Below are 17,208 nucleotides of genomic sequence, written 5' to 3'. Positions count from 1 at the left end.
AGCCGGTTCTGTTCCGGGCGGCGGAAAACCTGTTGCCTCCGACCACGCTCTGCCGCGAACCTTTCACGGTTTGCAGCCGCCGTGCGCGGCTCCCTCCCATCCCCCCTGACACGAGCCACCGGGAACACGTCATGCAGATCCAGGACCTTCCCTATCCCGACCCGGGAGTGCCCGACGCGCGCTCGGGTCCCCGGTTCCTGTGGTGGCTCTTCAGGAACCAACTGGGCGGACAGCTCAAGTCGCTGGCCTGGGGACTGCTGCACTTCCTCTCCGTCTCCGCGCTGCCCTTCTGCGTCGGCGTGGCCATCCAGGCGGTCGTCGACCACTCCGGCCGCCGACTCGCCCTCGCGGGCGGCCTGCTGGCGCTGTGCTGCGCCGGAAGCGCGCTCGGCGACACCTTCCTGCACCGCAGCGCCGTCACCAACTGGATCACTGCCGCCGCGCGCGTCCAGCAGTTGCTGGCCCACAAGGCCGCGAACCTGGGCTCGGCGCTGACCCGGCGGGTCGCGGCGGGCGAGGTCGTGGCCGTCTCCACCGGCGACGTCGAGAAGATCGGCTGGTTCGTGGAGGCCTGGTCGCGGTTCACCGCGGCGGCGGTCACCGTCGTCGTGGTCTGCGCCGGACTGGTCGTCTACCAGCCGGCCCTCGGCGGGGTGGTCGCCGTGGGTCTGCCGGTCCTGGCCCTCGCGGCGCTGCCGCTGCTGCCCCGCGCGACCCGCCGCGCCGACGTCCAGCGCGAGAAGGCCGGCCGCGCCACCGAACTGGCCTCCGACACCGTCGCCGGTCTGCGGGTGCTGCGCGGCATCGGCGGCGAGGAACTCTTCCTCGACCGCTACCGCAGGGCCTCCCAGGAGGTCCGCCACGCGGCCGTGCGCAGCGCCCGGATGTGGTCCCTGATCGCCGCGATCCAGGTGCTGCTGCCAGGGCTGCTGCTGATCGCGGTCGTCTGGTACGGCGTCCATCTGGCCCGGCAGGGCCGCGTCGAGATCGGCGAACTGGTCGCCGTCTACAGCTCGGTCATGATCATGACTTATCCGCTGCGGCACTTCGAGGAGATCGCCATGGCGTACTCCTTCTCCCGCCCCTCGGCCACCCGGGCCGCCCGGGTGCTGTCCCTGGAGCGGGCCACCTCCGCCGAGGGCTCGCGGGACAGGGCCGGGGACGGCCTGCCGGCCGGGGATCTGTACGACCCGGCCACCGGTCTGCTCGCCCCCTCCGGCCGGCTCACCGCCGTGGTGTGCGGTGACCCGGACACGGCGGGGCTGCTGGCCGAACGCCTCGGCGGCCACCCCTCGGAGGAGGGCACGTCGGTGCTGCTGGGCGGGGTGCCGCTGGACGAGCTGCCGCTCGGCTCGGCGCGCACGGCGGTCCTGGTCCAGGACAAGGACCCGGTCCTGCTCTCCGGAACCCTGCGCGAACTGCTCGACGTGCCCGCCTCCGGAGACGTCGGTGCCGAGGAGGCGCTCGCCGCCGCCCAGTGCGCGGACGTGCTGGCGGCCCTGGTCCAGGGGTCCGTGGGCGCCGAGGACCCGATGGACGCGCGCATCACCGAACGCGGGCGGTCCCTGTCGGGCGGCCAGCGCCAGCGGCTCGCGCTGGCCCGGTCCCTGTTCACCGACCCGGACGTGCTCGTCCTGGACGAACCGACCTCCGCCGTCGACTCGCACACCGAGGCACGGATCGCGCAGGGCGTGCGGGATCTGCGGGCCGGGCGCACGACCGTGGTGTTCACCTCCTCGCCGCTGCTCCTGGACCACGCCGACCGCGTGGTGCTGGTGCACGAGGGCGAGGTCGCGGCGGTCGGGGTGCACCGCGAACTGGTGCGCAAGGAGCCGCGGTACCGGGCGGTCGTCACCCGCGAGACGGACGAAGAGGCCGCGTCGGCCGACGTACTGGGCGATCGAGCCGTACTGCACGAACTGGAAGAGATCGAGGAGAGCGCATGATCGGCGTGGCGCCACCGGCGTACGACCCGGCGGCACCGACGACGGCGAACACCCTGCCCGTCGGAGCCACCGCGACCGTACGGGCCTACGTGGCCGAACTGTTCCGCCGGCACCGCCGCGCCTTCGGGCTCCTGGTCGGTGTCAACACGGTCGCGGTGCTGGCCTCCATGGTCGGCCCCTGGCTCCTCGGCGACCTCGTCGAGCGGGTCTCGGACGGAGCCGGGGAACTCCATCTGGAGCTGACGGCCGGGCTGTTCGTGAGCGCGCTGGTCGTCCAGGCCGTGTTCGTACGGCAGGTACGGCTGCGCGGTGCGATGCTCGGCGAGCGCATGCTGGCCGACCTGCGCGAGGACTTCCTCGTACGGTCGGTCGGCCTGCCGCCGGGCGTCCTGGAGCGGGCCGGGACCGGTGATCTGCTGTCCCGGATCACCACGGACATCGACCGGCTCGGCAACGCCATGCGCGAGGCCGTGCCCCAGCTGGCGATCGGTGTGGTGTGGGCCGCCCTGCTCCTGGGCGGGCTCGTCGTCACCGCCCCGCCACTGGCCGCCGCCGTACTGCTCGCCGTGCCGCTGCTGGTGGTCGGCTGCCGCTGGTACTTCAAGAGGGCACCCTCGGCGTACCGCTCGGAGGCCGCGGGGTACGCCGCCGTGGCCGCCGCGCTCGCGGAGACCGTGGACGCCGGACGCACCGTGGAGGCGCACCGGCTGAGCGCGCGTCGCATCGAGCTGTCGGAGCGGCGGATCAAGGAGTGGACCGCCTGGGAGCGGTACACGCTGTGGCTGCGCTCGGTGCTCTTCCCCTGCATCAACATCAGCCACGTGATGATCCTTTCGTCGGTGCTGATGATCGGCGGAGTCTTCGTCCTCCAGGGCTGGATCGGAGTCGGCCAGCTGACGACGGGCGCGCTGATCGCACAGATGCTGGTCGATCCGGTCGGGCTGATCCTGCGCTGGTACGACGAGCTTCAGGTGGCCCAGGTGTCGCTGGCCCGGCTGGTCGGAGTCCGCGACATCGAGCCTGCCGTCGGGGACACCGGGCTCGCCCCCGACGGGCGGGACGTGGACGCGGACCAGGTGCGCTTCGGGTACCTGGAGGGCGTGGACGTCCTGCGCGAGGTGTCCCTGAAGGTCGCGCCCGGCACCAGGGTGGCGCTGGTCGGCCCCTCGGGCGCCGGCAAGTCCACCCTGGGCAGGCTGCTCGCCGGCATCTACGCGCCGCGGGACGGCCGGGTCACCCTCGGCGGGGCCGAGCTGTCCCGGATGTCCGCCGAACGGGTCCGTGAGCACGTGGCCCTCGTCAACCAGGAGCACCACGTCTTCGTGGGCTCCCTGCGCGACAACCTCCTGCTCGCCCGGACGGACGCCACGGACGCCGAGCTCTGGGCGGCCCTCGGCGCGGTCGACGCGGACGGGTGGGCGCGGGCGCTCGACGACGGCCTCGACACCGAGGTCGGCTCGGGCGGGGTGACCGTCACTCCGGCCCAGGCCCAGCAGGTCGCACTGGCCCGGCTGGTGCTGGCCGACCCGCACACGCTGGTCCTGGACGAGGCCACGTCGCTGCTGGATCCCCGGGCGGCCCGTCACCTGGAACGCTCCCTGGCCCGCGTCCTCGACGGCCGCACCGTGGTCGCCATCGCCCACCGCCTGCACACCGCCCACGACGCGGACGTCATCGCCGTCGTCGAGAGCGGCCGCATCAGCGAACTGGGCAGCCATGAGGAACTGGTCGCGGCGGACGGGGCGTATGCGGCGTTGTGGAGGTCTTGGCACGGGTGAGGGATGACGGGCGGGGGCGCGCGGTACCGGGTGCCGGGTGCCGGTGATGTTCGGTTGCCGGGGCTGGTCGGGTGCGCCGGGGCTGGTCGGGTATCGGGGCTGCCCGGGTGTGCCGAGACTGCTCGGATGCCGGGGCTGGTCGGATGCCGGAGCTGCCCGGATGCCGGGGCTGCTCGGATGTCGGGGCTGCCCCGCTCCCGGGGCTCCTCGGCTGCCGAAGCTGGCCTCCTGGAGTGCCGGGAGGCTGAGGGAGGCCCGCTCCGGCCCCGCCCTTCCCGACACCGGCGCGCCCCGTCCCAGCCCTCCGCTCACCCCCGCTCCAGCCTGCGCAGCGCCCGTGGCGTTGCGCAGTCCCGAAGGGGGGTGGAAGGCTGGACAGCAGCACCGGCTCAGGGAGCGCACGCGGACGGCACGGTTCGCCGGCGGGCGCGGCAAGTGCCCCGTCAGTCCGTGGCCCGCCCCGGGCCGCGAAAGGAACGGGTCCGTCCCCTTCACCTGGAGGTACCCGTGGACAGCTCCGACGGATGGGGAGACGACGTCTACCAGCCCGACGGCTCCGAGATCCAGGACGACGCGGGTCTGCTCGACGCGGAGGACACCCTGGACGACGACGGCGTCGGCGATCCCCTCGACCGCGGCTGGTCCCCGCCGGACAGACCGTGGGCGGTGGAGCACAGCGGTGTGACGGCCGCGGAGCGCCGACAGGGCGAGACGCTGGACCAACGGCTCGCCGAGGAGACGCCCGACCTCGAACCGTCCGACGGCGACGGCATCGGTGACTGCGACGGCACCGACGGCGAACTCCTGGACAACGAGGTGGGCGCGCTGCGCTCCGGCCGTCTCGTGGCCCCCGACGAAGGGGCGCACGAGGACGAGGAGAGCGCGCTGGTCGCCACGGACGTGGGCATCGACGGTGCCGCGGCGTCCGCGGAGGAGGCCGCGATGCACATCGTCGACGAGGAGTCCCTGCCCGGCTGAGCCCGGCGCCCGCCCGGCCACGTCCACACCGCCCACCGCCGCACCGCCCGAGCCGTATCCCGCGCCTCCCGAGGAGCAGCCATGCAGCAGGACAAGCACCCCGACTACCACGAGGTCGTCTTCCGCGACCGCTCCGCCGGCTACGCCTTCCTGACGCGGTCCACCGCGACCAGCGACCGGACCATCGAGTGGGACGACGGCGAGACCTACCCGGTGGTGGACGTGGAGATCTCCTCCGAGAGCCACCCCTTCTACACCGGCAAGGCGCGGACGGTGGACTCGGAGGGACGGGTGGCCGCCTTCGAACGGCGCTACGGCGGCGAGACCGGCCAGGGCAGCTGACGGGGAGCCTCGGCGCCCCGGACTCAGATGAAGTTGAGGGCCGCCGCGCAGCCCACGCCCCCGAGCAGCATGAACACCGGCATCAGCACCTTCAGCTCCACCCAGCTGCCCGCCCGGAAACGCATGACCTTCGGCGGGCCGATCGGGTACCAGCGCTTGCGGCCCACCGGGATCGGCCACAGGATCGGACAGCCGGAGACCGTCAGCGCGTCCCCGATGTCGTGGACCAGCGCACCCAGCACGACCGGCAGCCCCAGCCACAGGTACTCCTGGCCCGGCTGCGTGAACAGCCAGTCCGAACCGTTGCCCGGCTTGTCCAGGACACCCGCGATGATCCACGCGCTGGTCGCGGCCAGCAGCCAGACCAGGACGTCGGCGCTGGAGCCCCGGGTCGCCCGCCACAGCAGGCCCTCGATGGCCAGCACCATGTGCACGAACAGGATCGCCAGCACCGCCCAGCGGCCGCCGGTGATCGCCGCCACCGAGCAGCCCGCACCGATCAGCACCGCCCACAGCCAGGTGTGGGTGAGCGTGCGGTGCCCGCCGGAGCGGCGCGGATCCCCCTGCTTCTTGGTGGCCTTGTAGACGGCGTAGGAGAGCTTGTCGACGATCTCGCACAAGGCCCGCGAGACCGGCCCGAAGGCCCGCGAGATGGTCGCCGCCTTGTGGTCGAGGTCGGGTGCGAGCGCGGCTCCGGCGCAGATCAGGGCTCCGGCCAGCAGTACGGGCCACGGCATGGTGTGCCCGGTGGCGGCGGCTGCCGCTCCTACGCCCAGCCAGGCCGCGGCGCCCGACAGTGAGTGTGCTGGTCCCATCATCGGCGTTGCCCGCCCCATTCCTCGTGTGCCACTGTCCAGTTGACCGGCGCCGCTGACGCTCCGTCGGCGACACAGCGTACTGGTCGTGATCTTCGGACTCGCATCCGATTCCCCCATCGGGCATCCGGGCAGGCAAGATGGGTGGGTGACCCTCATCGATCAGCTGCCGCCGACCGCCGACCCCGACGCCCTCTACGAAGCCTTCGAGTCGTGGGCCGAGGAACGCGGTCTCACGCTCTACTCCCATCAGGAGGAGGCGCTGATCGAGGTGGTCTCGGGGGCGAACGTGATCGTGTCGACGCCCACCGGCTCCGGCAAGAGCATGATCGCGGCGGGTGCGCACTTCGCCGCGCTCGCCCGTGACGAGGTCACCTTCTACACCGCGCCCATCAAGGCGCTGGTGTCGGAGAAGTTCTTCGAGCTGTGCAAGATGTTCGGCACGGAGAACGTCGGCATGCTGACCGGCGACGCCTCCGTGAACGCGGACGCCCCCGTCATCTGCTGCACCGCCGAAGTGCTGGCGTCGATCGCCCTGCGCGACGGCAAGGGTGCGGACGTCGGCCAGGTCGTCATGGACGAGTTCCACTTCTACGCCGAGGCGGACCGCGGCTGGGCCTGGCAGATCCCGATCCTGGAGCTGCCCCAGGCGCAGTTCATCCTGATGTCGGCCACGCTCGGCGACGTCGCGATGTTCGAGAAGGACCTGACCCGGCGCACCGGCCGGCCGACGTCGGTGGTCCGCTCGGCGACCCGTCCGGTCCCGCTCTCCTACGAGTACAAGTTCACCCCGCTCACCGAGACGCTGACGGAGCTCCTGGAGACCAGGCAGGCGCCGGTGTACATCGTGCACTTCACGCAGGCGCAGGCCGTGGAGCGGGCGCAGGCGCTGATGAGCATCAACATGTGCTCGCGCGAGGAGAAGGAGCGGATCGCCGACCTGATCGGCAACTTCCGCTTCACCACGAAGTTCGGCCGCAATCTCTCCCGTTACGTCCGGCACGGCATCGGTGTCCATCACGCCGGCATGCTGCCCAAGTACCGGCGGCTGGTGGAGAAGCTCGCCCAGGCCGGACTGCTGAAGGTCATCTGCGGCACGGACACCCTCGGCGTCGGTGTCAACGTGCCCATTCGCACGGTGCTGTTCACGGCGCTGACCAAGTACGACGGCAACCGTGTCCGCACCCTGCGCGCTCGCGAGTTCCACCAGATCGCGGGCCGCGCGGGCCGGGCCGGCTACGACACGGCGGGCTTCGTCGTCGCCCAGGCGCCCGAGCACGTCATCGAGAACGAGAAGGCGCTCGCCAAGGCGGGCGACGACCCGAAGAAGCGCCGCAAGGTCGTCCGCAAGAAGGCGCCCGAGGGGTTCGTCGCCTGGTCGGAGAACACCTTCGAGAAGCTGATCGCCTCCGAGCCGGAGCCGCTGACGTCCCGCTTCCGGGTCACGCACACCATGCTGCTGTCGGTGATCGCCCGTCCCGGCAACGCCTTCGCGGCGATGCGGCACCTCCTGGAGGACAACCACGAGCCGCGCAAGCAGCAACTGCGGCACATCCGGCGGGCGATCGCCATCTACCGCTCGCTGCTGGACGGCGGCATCGTCGAGAAGCTCGACGAACCCGACGCCTCCGGCCGCATCGTCCGCCTCACCGTGGACCTCCAGCAGGACTTCGCGCTCAACCAGCCGCTGTCCACCTTCGCGCTGGCCGCGTTCGAGCTGCTCGACCCCGAATCGCCGTCCTACGCCCTGGACATGGTGTCCGTCGTGGAGTCCACGCTGGACGACCCCCGGCAGATCCTGGTCGCCCAGCTGAACAAGGCGAAGGGCGAGGCCGTGGCCGCGATGAAGGCGGACGGCGTCGAGTACGAGGAGCGCATGGAGCGCCTCCAGGACATCACGTACCCGAAGCCGCTGGAGGAGCTGCTCTTCCACGCGTACGACACCTACCGCAAGAGCCACCCCTGGGTCGGCGACCATCCGCTCTCCCCGAAGTCCGTCATCCGCGACATGTACGAACGGGCGCTGACCTTCACGGAGCTGGTCTCCCTCTACGACCTGGCCCGCACCGAGGGCATCGTCCTTCGCTATCTCGCGAGCGCCTACAAGGCGCTCGACCACAACATCCCGGACGACCTGAAGTCCGAGGACCTGCAGGACCTGATCGAGTGGCTCGGTGAGACGGTCCGCCAGGTCGACTCCAGCCTGCTGGACGAGTGGGAGCAGCTCGCCAACCCGGAGGAGATGACCGCCGAGGAGGCTCAGGAGCGGGCCGACGAGGTCAAGCCCGTCACCGCCAACGCCCGCGCCTTCCGTGTCCTGGTCCGCAACGCCCTGTTCCGCCGCGTCGAACTCGCCGCCCTGGACCAGGTCGAGGAGCTCGGCGCGATGGACGACGAGGCCGGCTGGGACGCCGAGGCGTGGGGCGAGGCGATGGACAAGTACTGGGACGAGTACGACGACCTCGGCACCGGCCCCGACGCCCGCGGCCCCAAGCTGCTGCGGATCGAGGAGGAGCCGCAGAACCGGCTGTGGCGCGTCCGGCAGACTTTCGCCGACCCGAACGGCGACCACGACTGGGGCATCAGCGCGGAGATCGACCTCGTCGCCTCCGACGCCGAGGGCCGCGCGGTCGTCCGGGTCACCGATGTCGGCCAGCTGTGAGCCCGAGGCCGGTTGCGATCCCCCGTCCGGTCGTGAGGCGAAGCCCGGTAGTGAGCCAAGGAGAGTCCCACCCATGACCAACCCGGCCGAGAGGCTCGTCGACCTGCTCGACCTGGAGCAGATCGAGGTCAACATCTTCCGTGGCCGAAGCCCGCACGAGTCCCTCCAGCGGGTCTTCGGCGGCCAGGTGGCGGGCCAGGCGCTGGTCGCCGCCGCCCGCACCACGGACGGCGAGCGCCCGGTGCACTCGCTGCACGCGTACTTCCTGCGTCCGGGCCGGCCGGGGGTACCGATCGTGTACCAGGTCGAGCGGGTGCGGGACGGACGGTCGTTCACCACGCGGCGGGTCACCGCCGTGCAGCAGGGGCGCACGATCTTCAATCTCACCGCCTCCTTTCACAAGCCTGAGGAAGGTCCCTTCGAGCACCAGCTGCCGCCGGCCCGCAAGGTCCCGGACCCGGAGTCCCTGCCGACGGTCGGGGACGAGATCCGGGAGCATCTGGGCGAACTGCCCGAGCAGTTGGAGCGGATGGCGCGCCGCCAGCCCTTCGACATCCGGTACGTGGACCGGCTGCGCTGGAGCGCCGAGGAGGTCAAGGACGCCGAGCCGCGCAGCGCGGTGTGGATGCGCGCGGTCGGGCCGCTCGGGGACGACCCGGTCGTGCACACCTGCGCGCTGACGTACGCGAGCGACATGACTCTCCTGGACGCCGTCCGTCTCCCGGTCCAGCCCCTGTGGGGCCCGCGGAGCTTCGACATCGCGTCGCTGGACCATGCCATGTGGTTCCACCGGCCGTTCCGTACTGACGAGTGGTTCCTGTACGACCAGGAGTCGCCGATCGCGACGGGTGGACGTGGTCTGGCCCGTGGCCGGATCTACGACACGGAGGGGCGGCTGCTGGTGTCCGTCGTCCAGGAGGGGCTGTTCCGGCCGCTGTAGGTCAGGCGCTTCTGCGGCGGAGCCAGCCCAGCAGCCCTCGGGACGCTTCCCGGGGGGCCGGCTCCGTCGGTGGCGGGGCGGAGGGTGTTTCCCGGGCCGCGGGGCGTGGCGCGGGCCGGAACCTTCGCGCGTCCTGAAGGACGCCGGTCAGTTCGGTCGTCAGCCAGGCGATCTCGGCCGGGTCGTCCGCCGTCATGATCTTCTCGATGAGACGCGCGGCGGGCGTGCCCTGCGCCCCGTGCGCGGGTGGTCCCGGCCGGAAGCGATGGAGGTGGGACCGCTCGTAGGGGTCCGGGACGAGCTGCGCGATCCGGACCGGGTCGAGGAAGGCGGCGAGGGCTCCGGCGCTCTCCCAGGGGTTCTCGGCCAGGCGCAGAAGGAACCCGCGGTGCCGTCCGCGCCAGTTGCGGGCGCGCAGGTCCACGCCCTCGTCCAGCATGCCGCGCAACCCCTCGGGCAGGCACCGGGCGGTCAGCAGCGGGGTGTTGTCCTCGACCGTCGTGAACTCCTCCAGCTCGTCGGCCAGATACAGCCACACCACGGCCCGGTAGCGGTTCAGATAGAAGCGCACCGGCGAGAACAGGCCGAGGCGCGCCAGACGGGTGAACCTGCCGACCGGGATGCCCATGACCTCCGCGCCCTCGGTGGTGCCCACGAGCCGTACCCGCCGGCGCAGTGAGTCGGCAAAGCCGGCGGTGGCCCGGAGCCGGTCGAGCTCGGACCGCGTGACGCGTCGGCCCCCGCCCCCTTCGTCGGGCACCGTCCGGATCTGGCCGAGGTGGACGGCGAGGTCGAACTCGCTGCGCCTCAGGCCCAGTTCGCGCGCGGCTCGGCTGGGTGTGCAGGCATTCCGCTGCAGTTGGGTGACGGTACCGCTCGTCATGGTCGCTCCCCCGTGGAGTCGGTCGCTCACGCTGTGTGCGTTCGCCGTGACAGAAACCGTAGCCGGTGGGGCGCGAAGCCGGGCGGGCCTGTGGATAACTCCAACGGACCGGAGAACAGGCAGGTCAGAGGTCCGTTGCCGGGCTCCGCTCGGGTCGGCGGGCGTCCACGTCGAGGTGCTCGCCGACCCGGTTGACGAGCAGGGTCATCTCGTAGGCGATCCGGCCGAAGTCGGCGTCGGAGCCGCTGAGCACGCACAGACAGCTGCCGGTGCCGGCCGCGGTGACGAACAGCACCGCGTCGTCGAACTCGATCATCGTCTGCCGTACGCTGCCCGCGCCGAAGTGGCGCCCCGAGCCCTTGGCCAGGCTGTGCAGGCCGGACGAGACGGCGGCGAGGTGGTCCGCGTCCTCGCGGCGCAGTCCCGTGCTGGCGCCCGTCACCAGCCCGTCGTTGGACAGCACCAGCGCGTGCCGCACATGGTCGACGCGCTCGGTCAGATCGTCCAGCAGCCAGCCGAGCCCCTGCTTCTCCGGCATGTGTCCCGTCTCCCCGTGTGACGTCTCCTCCTGCCCGGAGGATCCCCAGCAAGCCTTCCCCACGACCGTCAACGGGGCAAGGAGAATGGGGACATGGCACAGAAGATGACCGATGAGGAATGGCGGGAGTTCGTCTCGCACGGCACCCGCACCGGCAAGTTGTCGACCGTCCGGGCCGACGGGAGTCCGCATGTGGCACCGATCTGGTTCGTGCTCGACGGGGACGACCTGGTGTTCAACACCGGGAAGGCGACCGTGAAGGGGCGCAACCTGGCGCGGGACGGGCGGGTCGCCCTGTGTGTGGACGACGACCGGCCGCCCTTCGACTACGTGGTGCTGCAGGGCAGGGCCCGGATCTCGGAGGAGCCCGACGAGCTCCGGCACTGGGCCGGGCGGATCGGGGCGCGGTACATGGGTGAGGAACGGGCCGAGGAGTTCGGCGCCCGCAACGGCGTGCCGGGGGAACTCCTCGTCCGTGTGCGGATCGACAAGGTACTGGCGGAGAAGGCCGTGGCGGAGTGACGTACCGGTGGGCCGGCCGCACCCCTCGCGGTCAGCTCACCGAGTCGAGCAGCCGGGCGGTGTGCATCCGCCCGGCGTACTCGACCAGCCGGATCAGCACCTCCTTGCCCGAGTCGCGGTCCCGCGCGTCGCACAGCACCACGGGTGTGCCCTGGTCAAGGTCGAGGGCGCGCGAGACGTCCTGGGCGCCGAAGGTCCGGGCACCGGCGAAGCAGTTGACGGCCACCACGAACGGGATGTGCCGGTGCTCGAAGTAGTCCACGGCCGGGAAGCAGTCCTCCAGGCGCCGGGTGTCCGCGAGGACGACGGCTCCCAGCGCGCCCTGCGACAACTCGTCCCACAGGAACCAGAAGCGGTCCTGGCCCGGGGTGCCGAAGAGATAGAGCGACAGGCCGGAGCGGATGGTGATCCGCCCGAAGTCCATGGCGACCGTGGTGGTGACCTTCTGGTCCACACCGTCCGTGTCGTCCACCGACTGTCCCGCCTCGCTGAGCAGTTCCTCCGTGCGCAGCGGCCTGATCTCGCTGACCGCGCCCACCAGGGTGGTCTTGCCCACGCCGAACCCGCCGGCGACCAGTATCTTCAGCGCGAGGGCGGTCGTCTCGCCGCCCTGTGCGTCGGAGTTCTCGGAGACCATCGATCACTTCTCTCGGGGGGGCCGGCAACGGGCGGCGACGTCGGCGGTACGGGGTCGCGAAGGCAGCATCATGACAACTGGAGCTCCCCTTCGAGGGGTTGGACCACTTTTTGCCCGGTTCTGAACGTTCATCTACAGCGCCCGGAGCCCTTCGATCACCTCGCGCAGAATCCGTTCGTCGGGCAGCTGAGCGGGCGGCACCGGACGGCTGACGGTGACGCAGCCGAGTTCGAGGAGGTCCCCCAGGAGCACCCTGACCACGCCCACGGGCAGGTCGGCGCCCGCGGAGAGTTCCGCCACCGACTGCGTCTCGGTGCGGCACAGTTCGATCAGGGCCCGGTGCTCCGGCCCGAGCGCCGTGTCGTCACCGGCCCCGGGCGCGCCGACGGCGAGGGTGACGAGGGCGATCAGATCGAAACGCACGCCGGTGGGGCCGGGTTTGGTGCGCCCGCCCGTCATCGCGTAGGGGCGGACGAGGGGCCCGGCCTCGCCGTCGTACCACTGGCTGCCCTGGTCGTAAGGGACGCCCGCCATGTCCTCGGTCATCTGAGCCGACCGTCCTTCCCTCTCATCCGGCGGGCGGCCGGGCGCCCACGCGCGGCGGCGTGTAGAGGTGCTCCCCGACCCGCTTGACCAGCCGTGCCATCTCGTAGGCGACCAGGCCTATGTCCGCGGTCACCGCGGTGAGGACGGCGAGACAGGAGCCGTCCCCCGCGGCGGCCACGAACAGGAAGCCGTCGTCCATCTCGACCATGGTCTGGCGCACTCCTCCGGCGCCGAAGTGCCGGCCGGCGCCCTTGGCCAGACTGTGGAATCCGGAGGAGACCGCGGCGAGGTGCTCCGCGTCCTCGCGGCGCAGGTCCGTCGAGGCGCCCACGGCGAGGCCGTCGTTGGAGAGCACCACGGCATGCCGTACCTCGCTCACCCGCAGCACCAGGTCGTCCAGCAGCCAGTCGAGTTCGCCGGACCTCCCCCACTCCCGGTTCCGCTCGCGCGGGGGGACCCCCGTGTCGGCCCTCGTACTCGGGTCCTGGATCATCCTCGGTCTCCTTCGCTGCTGTCTCTGCCCGCCGGGGTGTCGGGGGTGGCACCGCGTCCGGGCTGCCTGCCGCCGCCGCGGGCCCAGCCCTCGCGGTACGCCGCCATCCGGTCCCGCACGACCTCCGGCGTACGGTCGTCGTCGTCCTGGCGGGCGGTCGCCGGGGCCGGGTCCGCGGAGCGCTGCTCGCGCAGCTGGGGAGCGAGGCTCGCCTGCCGGACCCGGCGGGGAAGGTCCTGGGACTCCGCCGGTTCCTCGGGCGGCCGGCGCAGACGCAGGGCGGTGACTCCGGAGGGCGGTGTGTCGGCCGTGCCCCGGTCGGCCGCGGCCGTCAGGGGAGCCACCAGAGCGGGCCGCTCGGCGGGGGCGGGCACGGACTCCTGGTCCCGTTCGGTGGCGGCCACGCGCGCGTACTCCCGTTCCGTGAGCCGTTCCCGGTCCGCGGCCTTGGCGGGGGAACGTTCCGCCGCCTTGATGTGCAGCAGTGCCGTGGGCAGCAGGACTACGGCGGTGGTGCCGCCGTAGGGCGAGGTGCGCAGGTGCACCTTGATGCCGTGCCGGGCGGCGAGCCTGCTGACCACGAACAGGCCCAGCCGGTCGCTGTCGAACAGGTCGAGCATCTCGGACTGCTCGATGCGGCGGTTGGCCTCATCGAGGGTCTCCTTGCCCATGCCCAGACCCCGGTCCTCGACCTCGACGGCGTAACCGTTGCCGACGGGCTCGCCGGTGACCCGCACACGCGTGTGGGGTGGGGAGAACTGCGCGGCGTTCTCGATGATCTCGGCGAGCAGGTGGGTGAGGTCGGCGACCGCCGCGCCGACGACGGAGGCGTCGGGCAGTTGACGCACCTCCACGCGCGCGTAGTCCTCGACCTCGGAGACGGCCGCGCGGACCACGTTGGTCAGTGAGACCGGCATCCGCCAGGCGCGGCCGGGTGCCGCTCCGGAAAGGATGATCAGGCTTTCCGCGTGGCGGCGCATGCGGGTGGTGAGGTGGTCGAGGCGGAAGAGGTCGCTCAGTTCGTTGGGGTCGTCGGAGCGGCGTTCCATGCTGTCGAGCAGGCTCAGCTGGCGGTGGACGAGTACCTGGCTGCGGCGGGCGAGGTTGACGAAGACCCCGGAGATGCCGCTGGCGAGCTCGGCGCGCTCCACAGCGGCCCGCAGTGCGGCGCGGTGGACCGTCGTCAGGGCCTCGGCGACCTGGCCTGCCTCGTCCTCCGCGGGCGGTCCCGGCGGGGCCTCGGAGCGGATGTCGATCTCATCACCGGCGCGCAGCCGCTCCATGGCCTCGGGGAGTTTGCGGCGGGCGATGTCCAGGGCGCTGTTGCGCAGGCTCACCAGCTCGATGACCAGCCCCCGTCCGATGCGCACCGAGATGACGAGCGACGCGGCGACGGCGATCAGGCCGAGCAGGACCGCGGCTCCGGCCGGGGTGAGCAGGCCCCGGGTGAACGGGTCCGCGCGGTGGGCCACGCCGCTGCCCGCCGTGTGCTCGACGGTGCGCATGCCCTCCTGCACGCGCGCGTGTGCCGCCTGCCAGGTGGCCTCCGGCGTCGACTCGACCGCGCGGACGCCGGGCGCGGCGGCGAGCGTGCGGTCCTCGGCGGCGGTCACGGTGGCGTAGGCGGTGCTGCCGGCGACCTTGCGCCAGGCGGCGCGGTCGGAGCCGCGCAGGTCGGTGACGGCGCCCTCGACGAGGGCTCGGCGGGTGTCGACGGCCCCCGTGAACAGCCGCAGCCGCTCTCCGGCGAGGACCCCCGCCAGCCGCGCGCTCGACAGCACGGCGTCCTCCTGGGCCAGCGACTCGCCCGCGCGGGAGAACTCCAGCAGCACGCGCGCGTCGGAGCCGAGGTCGGCGTCCTGGATGCCGGTGAGGGCCCCGCCCACGGCGAAGGCGCCGGCGATGGTCCGGGTGTAGCGGCCGTAGGTCTCGTCCCAGCCGGCGCTGCGGTCCAGCACGGCGGCGCGCACGGGGCGCAGTTGTTCGGCGCCGGTCACGAAGGCTTCGAGCCGCTGGGCGACACCGGCGGGCAGTTCCTCGCTGTCGGCCACCGTGTCGTCGTCGCCGAGCCGCAGGCGTGCCACGGCCCGGTCGGTGCGCGCGGCGAGCGCGCGCAGGTCGTCGCGCTGCGCGGCGGACGGGTCGGTCGCGTAACGGACGGCGGCCGCTCGCTCCGCCTGCAGTGCGGTCACGGCGTCGGTGACGGGAGAGCGCACGGCGCTGTCCACGCGCTGCAACTGCCGCAGCCGGGACACGTCCTGGGCGGTGCTGACCGTGGCGTAGGCCCACAGCGCGAGCAGGGAGACCACGGGCACCATGAGCAGGCAGACGATCTTGGCGCGGACCGTGCGGGGGCGTATCCGCCAGTGTCCCGCGCGCGCGGGTATGTCCTCGGCCGGGGGACCCAGGGGGTCGTCCGGGCTTTCGTCGGCCGGTGGTCCGGCATGTGCGCGACGCCCGCGCGCGGGTGTCTGGTGCGGCGTCTCGGCGCCGGCTGTGAGGGTCCTACGCGGTGTACGCATGGCCTCCTCGCTCGGGAGTGGTTCGGGGGCGTGTGGTCGGGCCGTCCGGGGTCCGGATCCGCCGCTAGGAGGCGACGTTCTCGACCGGGCGCTGGGCCGAGGCGGATGCCTCGCGCTCTCCGGTCGTGGGCGACAGCGCGACGAAGGCCGAGGTCAGGAACAGGTAGGAGCCGAGTCCGACGGCGAGCGGGAAGATGAACTGCATCGCCGTCGCCCCGGGCAGGACGTCGCCGGAGGGCGAGACCCGCACGCTCACCGCGAACATCCCGGTGTAGTGCATGCTGCTGACCGCGGCGCCCATGATGAGGGAGGCGAGGGTGACGGCGACGGGCGACTTGATGTTGAGCGCCGCCCACAGGGCCGCCGTCGCCGCGACGACGGCAATGAGGACGGAGAGTCCGACGAGCGCCGGGTCGTAGTGGACGCCGCCGTGCAGCCGTACGGCGGCCATGCCCAGGTAGTGCATGCTCGCCACGCCCAGGCCGGTGGTGAGTCCGCCCAGGAAGAGCGCGCGGACCCGGTCGCGGCCGTAGCCGACCGCGAAGACGCCGGCGGAGACGACGACCATCGCGACCAGGAGACTGGCGATGGTCAGGGGTACGTCGTAGCGGATGTCGGTACCGCTGACACTGAAGCCGAGCATGGCCACGAAGTGCATGGTCCAGATGCCGGTCCCGATGGCCGAGGCCGCGGTGATGAGCCAGTTGCGGCGCGAACGTCCGGTGGCGCCGAGCGCGCGCATGGTGCAGCGCAGGCCGAGCGCGGCGCCGATGCAGGCCATGACGTACGAGAGTGCGGGCGTCAGCCAGCCCAGGGCTGCGTGGTCCAGGTGTCCCATGGCCAAGGGACGCTAGTCGGGACAGGGGCGCACAAAGAGGGCGCATTTCGAAAGGTGTTGGAATATGGCGCAGAGGTGCGCCTGAACGATCGCGGCGCGCTCGAACATGTGCGCCGGGGCTTCATCCGTGTCGGTGAGGGATCATGCGGAACATGAGCGACGACCACACACACGTTCAGGAGTTCTTCTCGGCGCGCGCCGCCGACTGGGACAGCCGGTTCCCGGACGACGGTCCGGCCTACGCCGCCGCGGTCGGGGAGCTCGGGCTGCGCGCGGGCGACCGCGTCCTCGACGCGGGCTGCGGCACCGGACGCGCCCTGCCGCCCCTGCGGGCGGCCGTGGGGCCCTCGGGAGTGGTCCTCGGAGCCGATCTGACCCCGGCCATGCTGCACGCGGCCGTACGCGCCGGACGGGACCGGCAGGGGCGGCTGCTGCTCGCCGACGTGGCCGCGCTGCCGCTGCGCTCCCGATCGCTCGACGCCGTCTTCGGAGCGGGCCTGATCTCGCATCTGCCCCGACCCGCCGAGAACCTGCGCGAGTTGGCCAGGGTGGTGCGGCCCGGCGGTGTCCTGGCCCTGTTCCATCCGATCGGCAGGGCGGCGCTCGCCGCGCGGCAGGGACGGCAGATCACTCCCGAGGACCTGCGCGCCGAGCCCAACCTCCGTCCCCTGCTGGCCGGTTCGGGATGGCGCATGACGTCGTACGCCGACGAGGACGCCCGCTTCCTGGCCCTGGCCGTCCGCGAGGACTGACCACGCTCACCACCTG

General features: G+C 72.2%; 16 protein-coding genes. 8 read left to right on the top strand and 8 right to left on the bottom strand.

The annotated features are described in order from the left end of the window. Positions 1-131: 131 nt before the first annotated feature. The 4 genes from AQI94_RS17925 to AQI94_RS17910 all read left to right on the top strand — a co-directional run bounded on the left by AQI94_RS17925 (position 132) and on the right by AQI94_RS17910 (position 5,044). The gene (locus AQI94_RS17925; protein WP_062229810.1) at positions 132-1,946 is read left to right on the top strand and encodes an ABC transporter transmembrane domain-containing protein; all 1,815 of its coding nucleotides are present in this window, start codon (positions 132-134) and stop codon (positions 1,944-1,946) included. Beyond that, a complete protein-coding gene (locus AQI94_RS17920) occupies positions 1,943-3,724 on the top strand; it encodes an ABC transporter ATP-binding protein (RefSeq protein ID WP_031048655.1) in 1,782 nt (593 codons plus the stop codon). Before AQI94_RS17925 ends, AQI94_RS17920 begins: the two co-directional genes overlap by 4 nt. 507 nt (positions 3,725-4,231) lie before the next feature. Beyond that, positions 4,232-4,702, top strand: a complete 471-nt coding sequence (locus AQI94_RS17915) for a DUF5709 domain-containing protein (protein ID WP_031048657.1) — start codon at positions 4,232-4,234, stop codon at positions 4,700-4,702. An 81-nt stretch (positions 4,703-4,783) separates the two neighbouring features. Next, positions 4,784-5,044, top strand: coding sequence for a type B 50S ribosomal protein L31 (locus tag AQI94_RS17910; protein WP_031048659.1), 261 nt, complete (start codon positions 4,784-4,786; stop codon positions 5,042-5,044). 23 nt (positions 5,045-5,067) lie between these two features. On the opposite strand, the gene AQI94_RS17905 is transcribed toward AQI94_RS17910, so the two are convergent. Further along, on the bottom strand, positions 5,068-5,862 hold the full coding sequence (locus AQI94_RS17905; RefSeq protein WP_031048661.1) for a metal-dependent hydrolase: 795 nt from the start codon (positions 5,860-5,862) through the stop codon (positions 5,068-5,070). A 145-nt stretch (positions 5,863-6,007) separates the two neighbouring features. Here AQI94_RS17905 and AQI94_RS17900 point away from each other — a divergent pair, with 145 nt between their 5' ends. Next, complete coding sequence (locus AQI94_RS17900; protein WP_031048664.1) at positions 6,008-8,521, top strand: DEAD/DEAH box helicase; 2,514 nt, start codon at positions 6,008-6,010, stop codon at positions 8,519-8,521. 73 nt (positions 8,522-8,594) lie between these two features. After that, complete coding sequence (locus tag AQI94_RS17895) at positions 8,595-9,461, top strand: acyl-CoA thioesterase (protein ID WP_031048665.1); 867 nt, start codon at positions 8,595-8,597, stop codon at positions 9,459-9,461. A gap of 1 nt (position 9,462) precedes the next feature. Here AQI94_RS17895 and AQI94_RS17890 read toward each other — a convergent pair whose 3' ends face one another. Then, a complete protein-coding gene (locus AQI94_RS17890) occupies positions 9,463-10,344 on the bottom strand; it encodes a DUF6397 family protein (protein WP_031048667.1) in 882 nt (293 codons plus the stop codon). A 124-nt stretch (positions 10,345-10,468) separates the two neighbouring features. After that, complete coding sequence (locus AQI94_RS17885) at positions 10,469-10,882, bottom strand: roadblock/LC7 domain-containing protein (protein ID WP_031048670.1); 414 nt, start codon at positions 10,880-10,882, stop codon at positions 10,469-10,471. A gap of 93 nt (positions 10,883-10,975) precedes the next feature. On the opposite strand from AQI94_RS17885, the gene AQI94_RS17880 reads away from it, so the two are divergent. After that, a complete protein-coding gene (locus AQI94_RS17880) occupies positions 10,976-11,404 on the top strand; it encodes a PPOX class F420-dependent oxidoreductase (RefSeq protein ID WP_031048672.1) in 429 nt (142 codons plus the stop codon). A 31-nt stretch (positions 11,405-11,435) separates the two neighbouring features. Here the strand turns inward: AQI94_RS17880 and AQI94_RS17875 are convergent, their stop codons facing one another. The 5 genes from AQI94_RS17875 to AQI94_RS17855 form a co-directional block, all read right to left on the bottom strand. Further along, complete coding sequence (locus tag AQI94_RS17875) at positions 11,436-12,041, bottom strand: GTP-binding protein (protein WP_031048674.1); 606 nt, start codon at positions 12,039-12,041, stop codon at positions 11,436-11,438. Between the two features lie 132 nt (positions 12,042-12,173). Continuing rightward, positions 12,174-12,587, bottom strand: a complete 414-nt coding sequence (locus tag AQI94_RS17870; protein WP_031048678.1) for a DUF742 domain-containing protein — start codon at positions 12,585-12,587, stop codon at positions 12,174-12,176. Between the two features lie 22 nt (positions 12,588-12,609). Then, positions 12,610-13,080, bottom strand: coding sequence for a roadblock/LC7 domain-containing protein (locus AQI94_RS17865; RefSeq protein ID WP_031048680.1), 471 nt, complete (start codon positions 13,078-13,080; stop codon positions 12,610-12,612). Further along, positions 13,077-15,602 (bottom strand): sensor histidine kinase, encoded by a 2,526-nt coding sequence (locus AQI94_RS17860; RefSeq protein ID WP_062229809.1) that lies wholly within the window; start codon positions 15,600-15,602, stop codon positions 13,077-13,079. The genes AQI94_RS17865 and AQI94_RS17860 overlap by 4 nt, the downstream gene beginning before the upstream one ends. Positions 15,603-15,666: 64 nt before the next feature. Next, complete coding sequence (locus AQI94_RS17855) at positions 15,667-16,440, bottom strand: MHYT domain-containing protein (RefSeq protein ID WP_031054090.1); 774 nt, start codon at positions 16,438-16,440, stop codon at positions 15,667-15,669. Between the two features lie 152 nt (positions 16,441-16,592). On the opposite strand from AQI94_RS17855, the gene AQI94_RS17850 reads away from it, so the two are divergent. After that, positions 16,593-17,192: a class I SAM-dependent methyltransferase gene (locus AQI94_RS17850; RefSeq protein WP_062229861.1), complete on the top strand. Its 600-nt coding sequence runs from the start codon at positions 16,593-16,595 to the stop codon at positions 17,190-17,192. Positions 17,193-17,208: the final 16 nt, after the last annotated feature.

The sequence above is a fragment of the Streptomyces pseudovenezuelae genome (genome assembly GCF_001513955.1).
Taxonomy (GTDB): Bacteria; Actinomycetota; Actinomycetes; order Streptomycetales; family Streptomycetaceae; genus Streptomyces; species Streptomyces pseudovenezuelae.
Note: the sequence above shows the minus strand (reverse complement) of the source record. Positions and strands in the feature narration are given on the sequence as shown.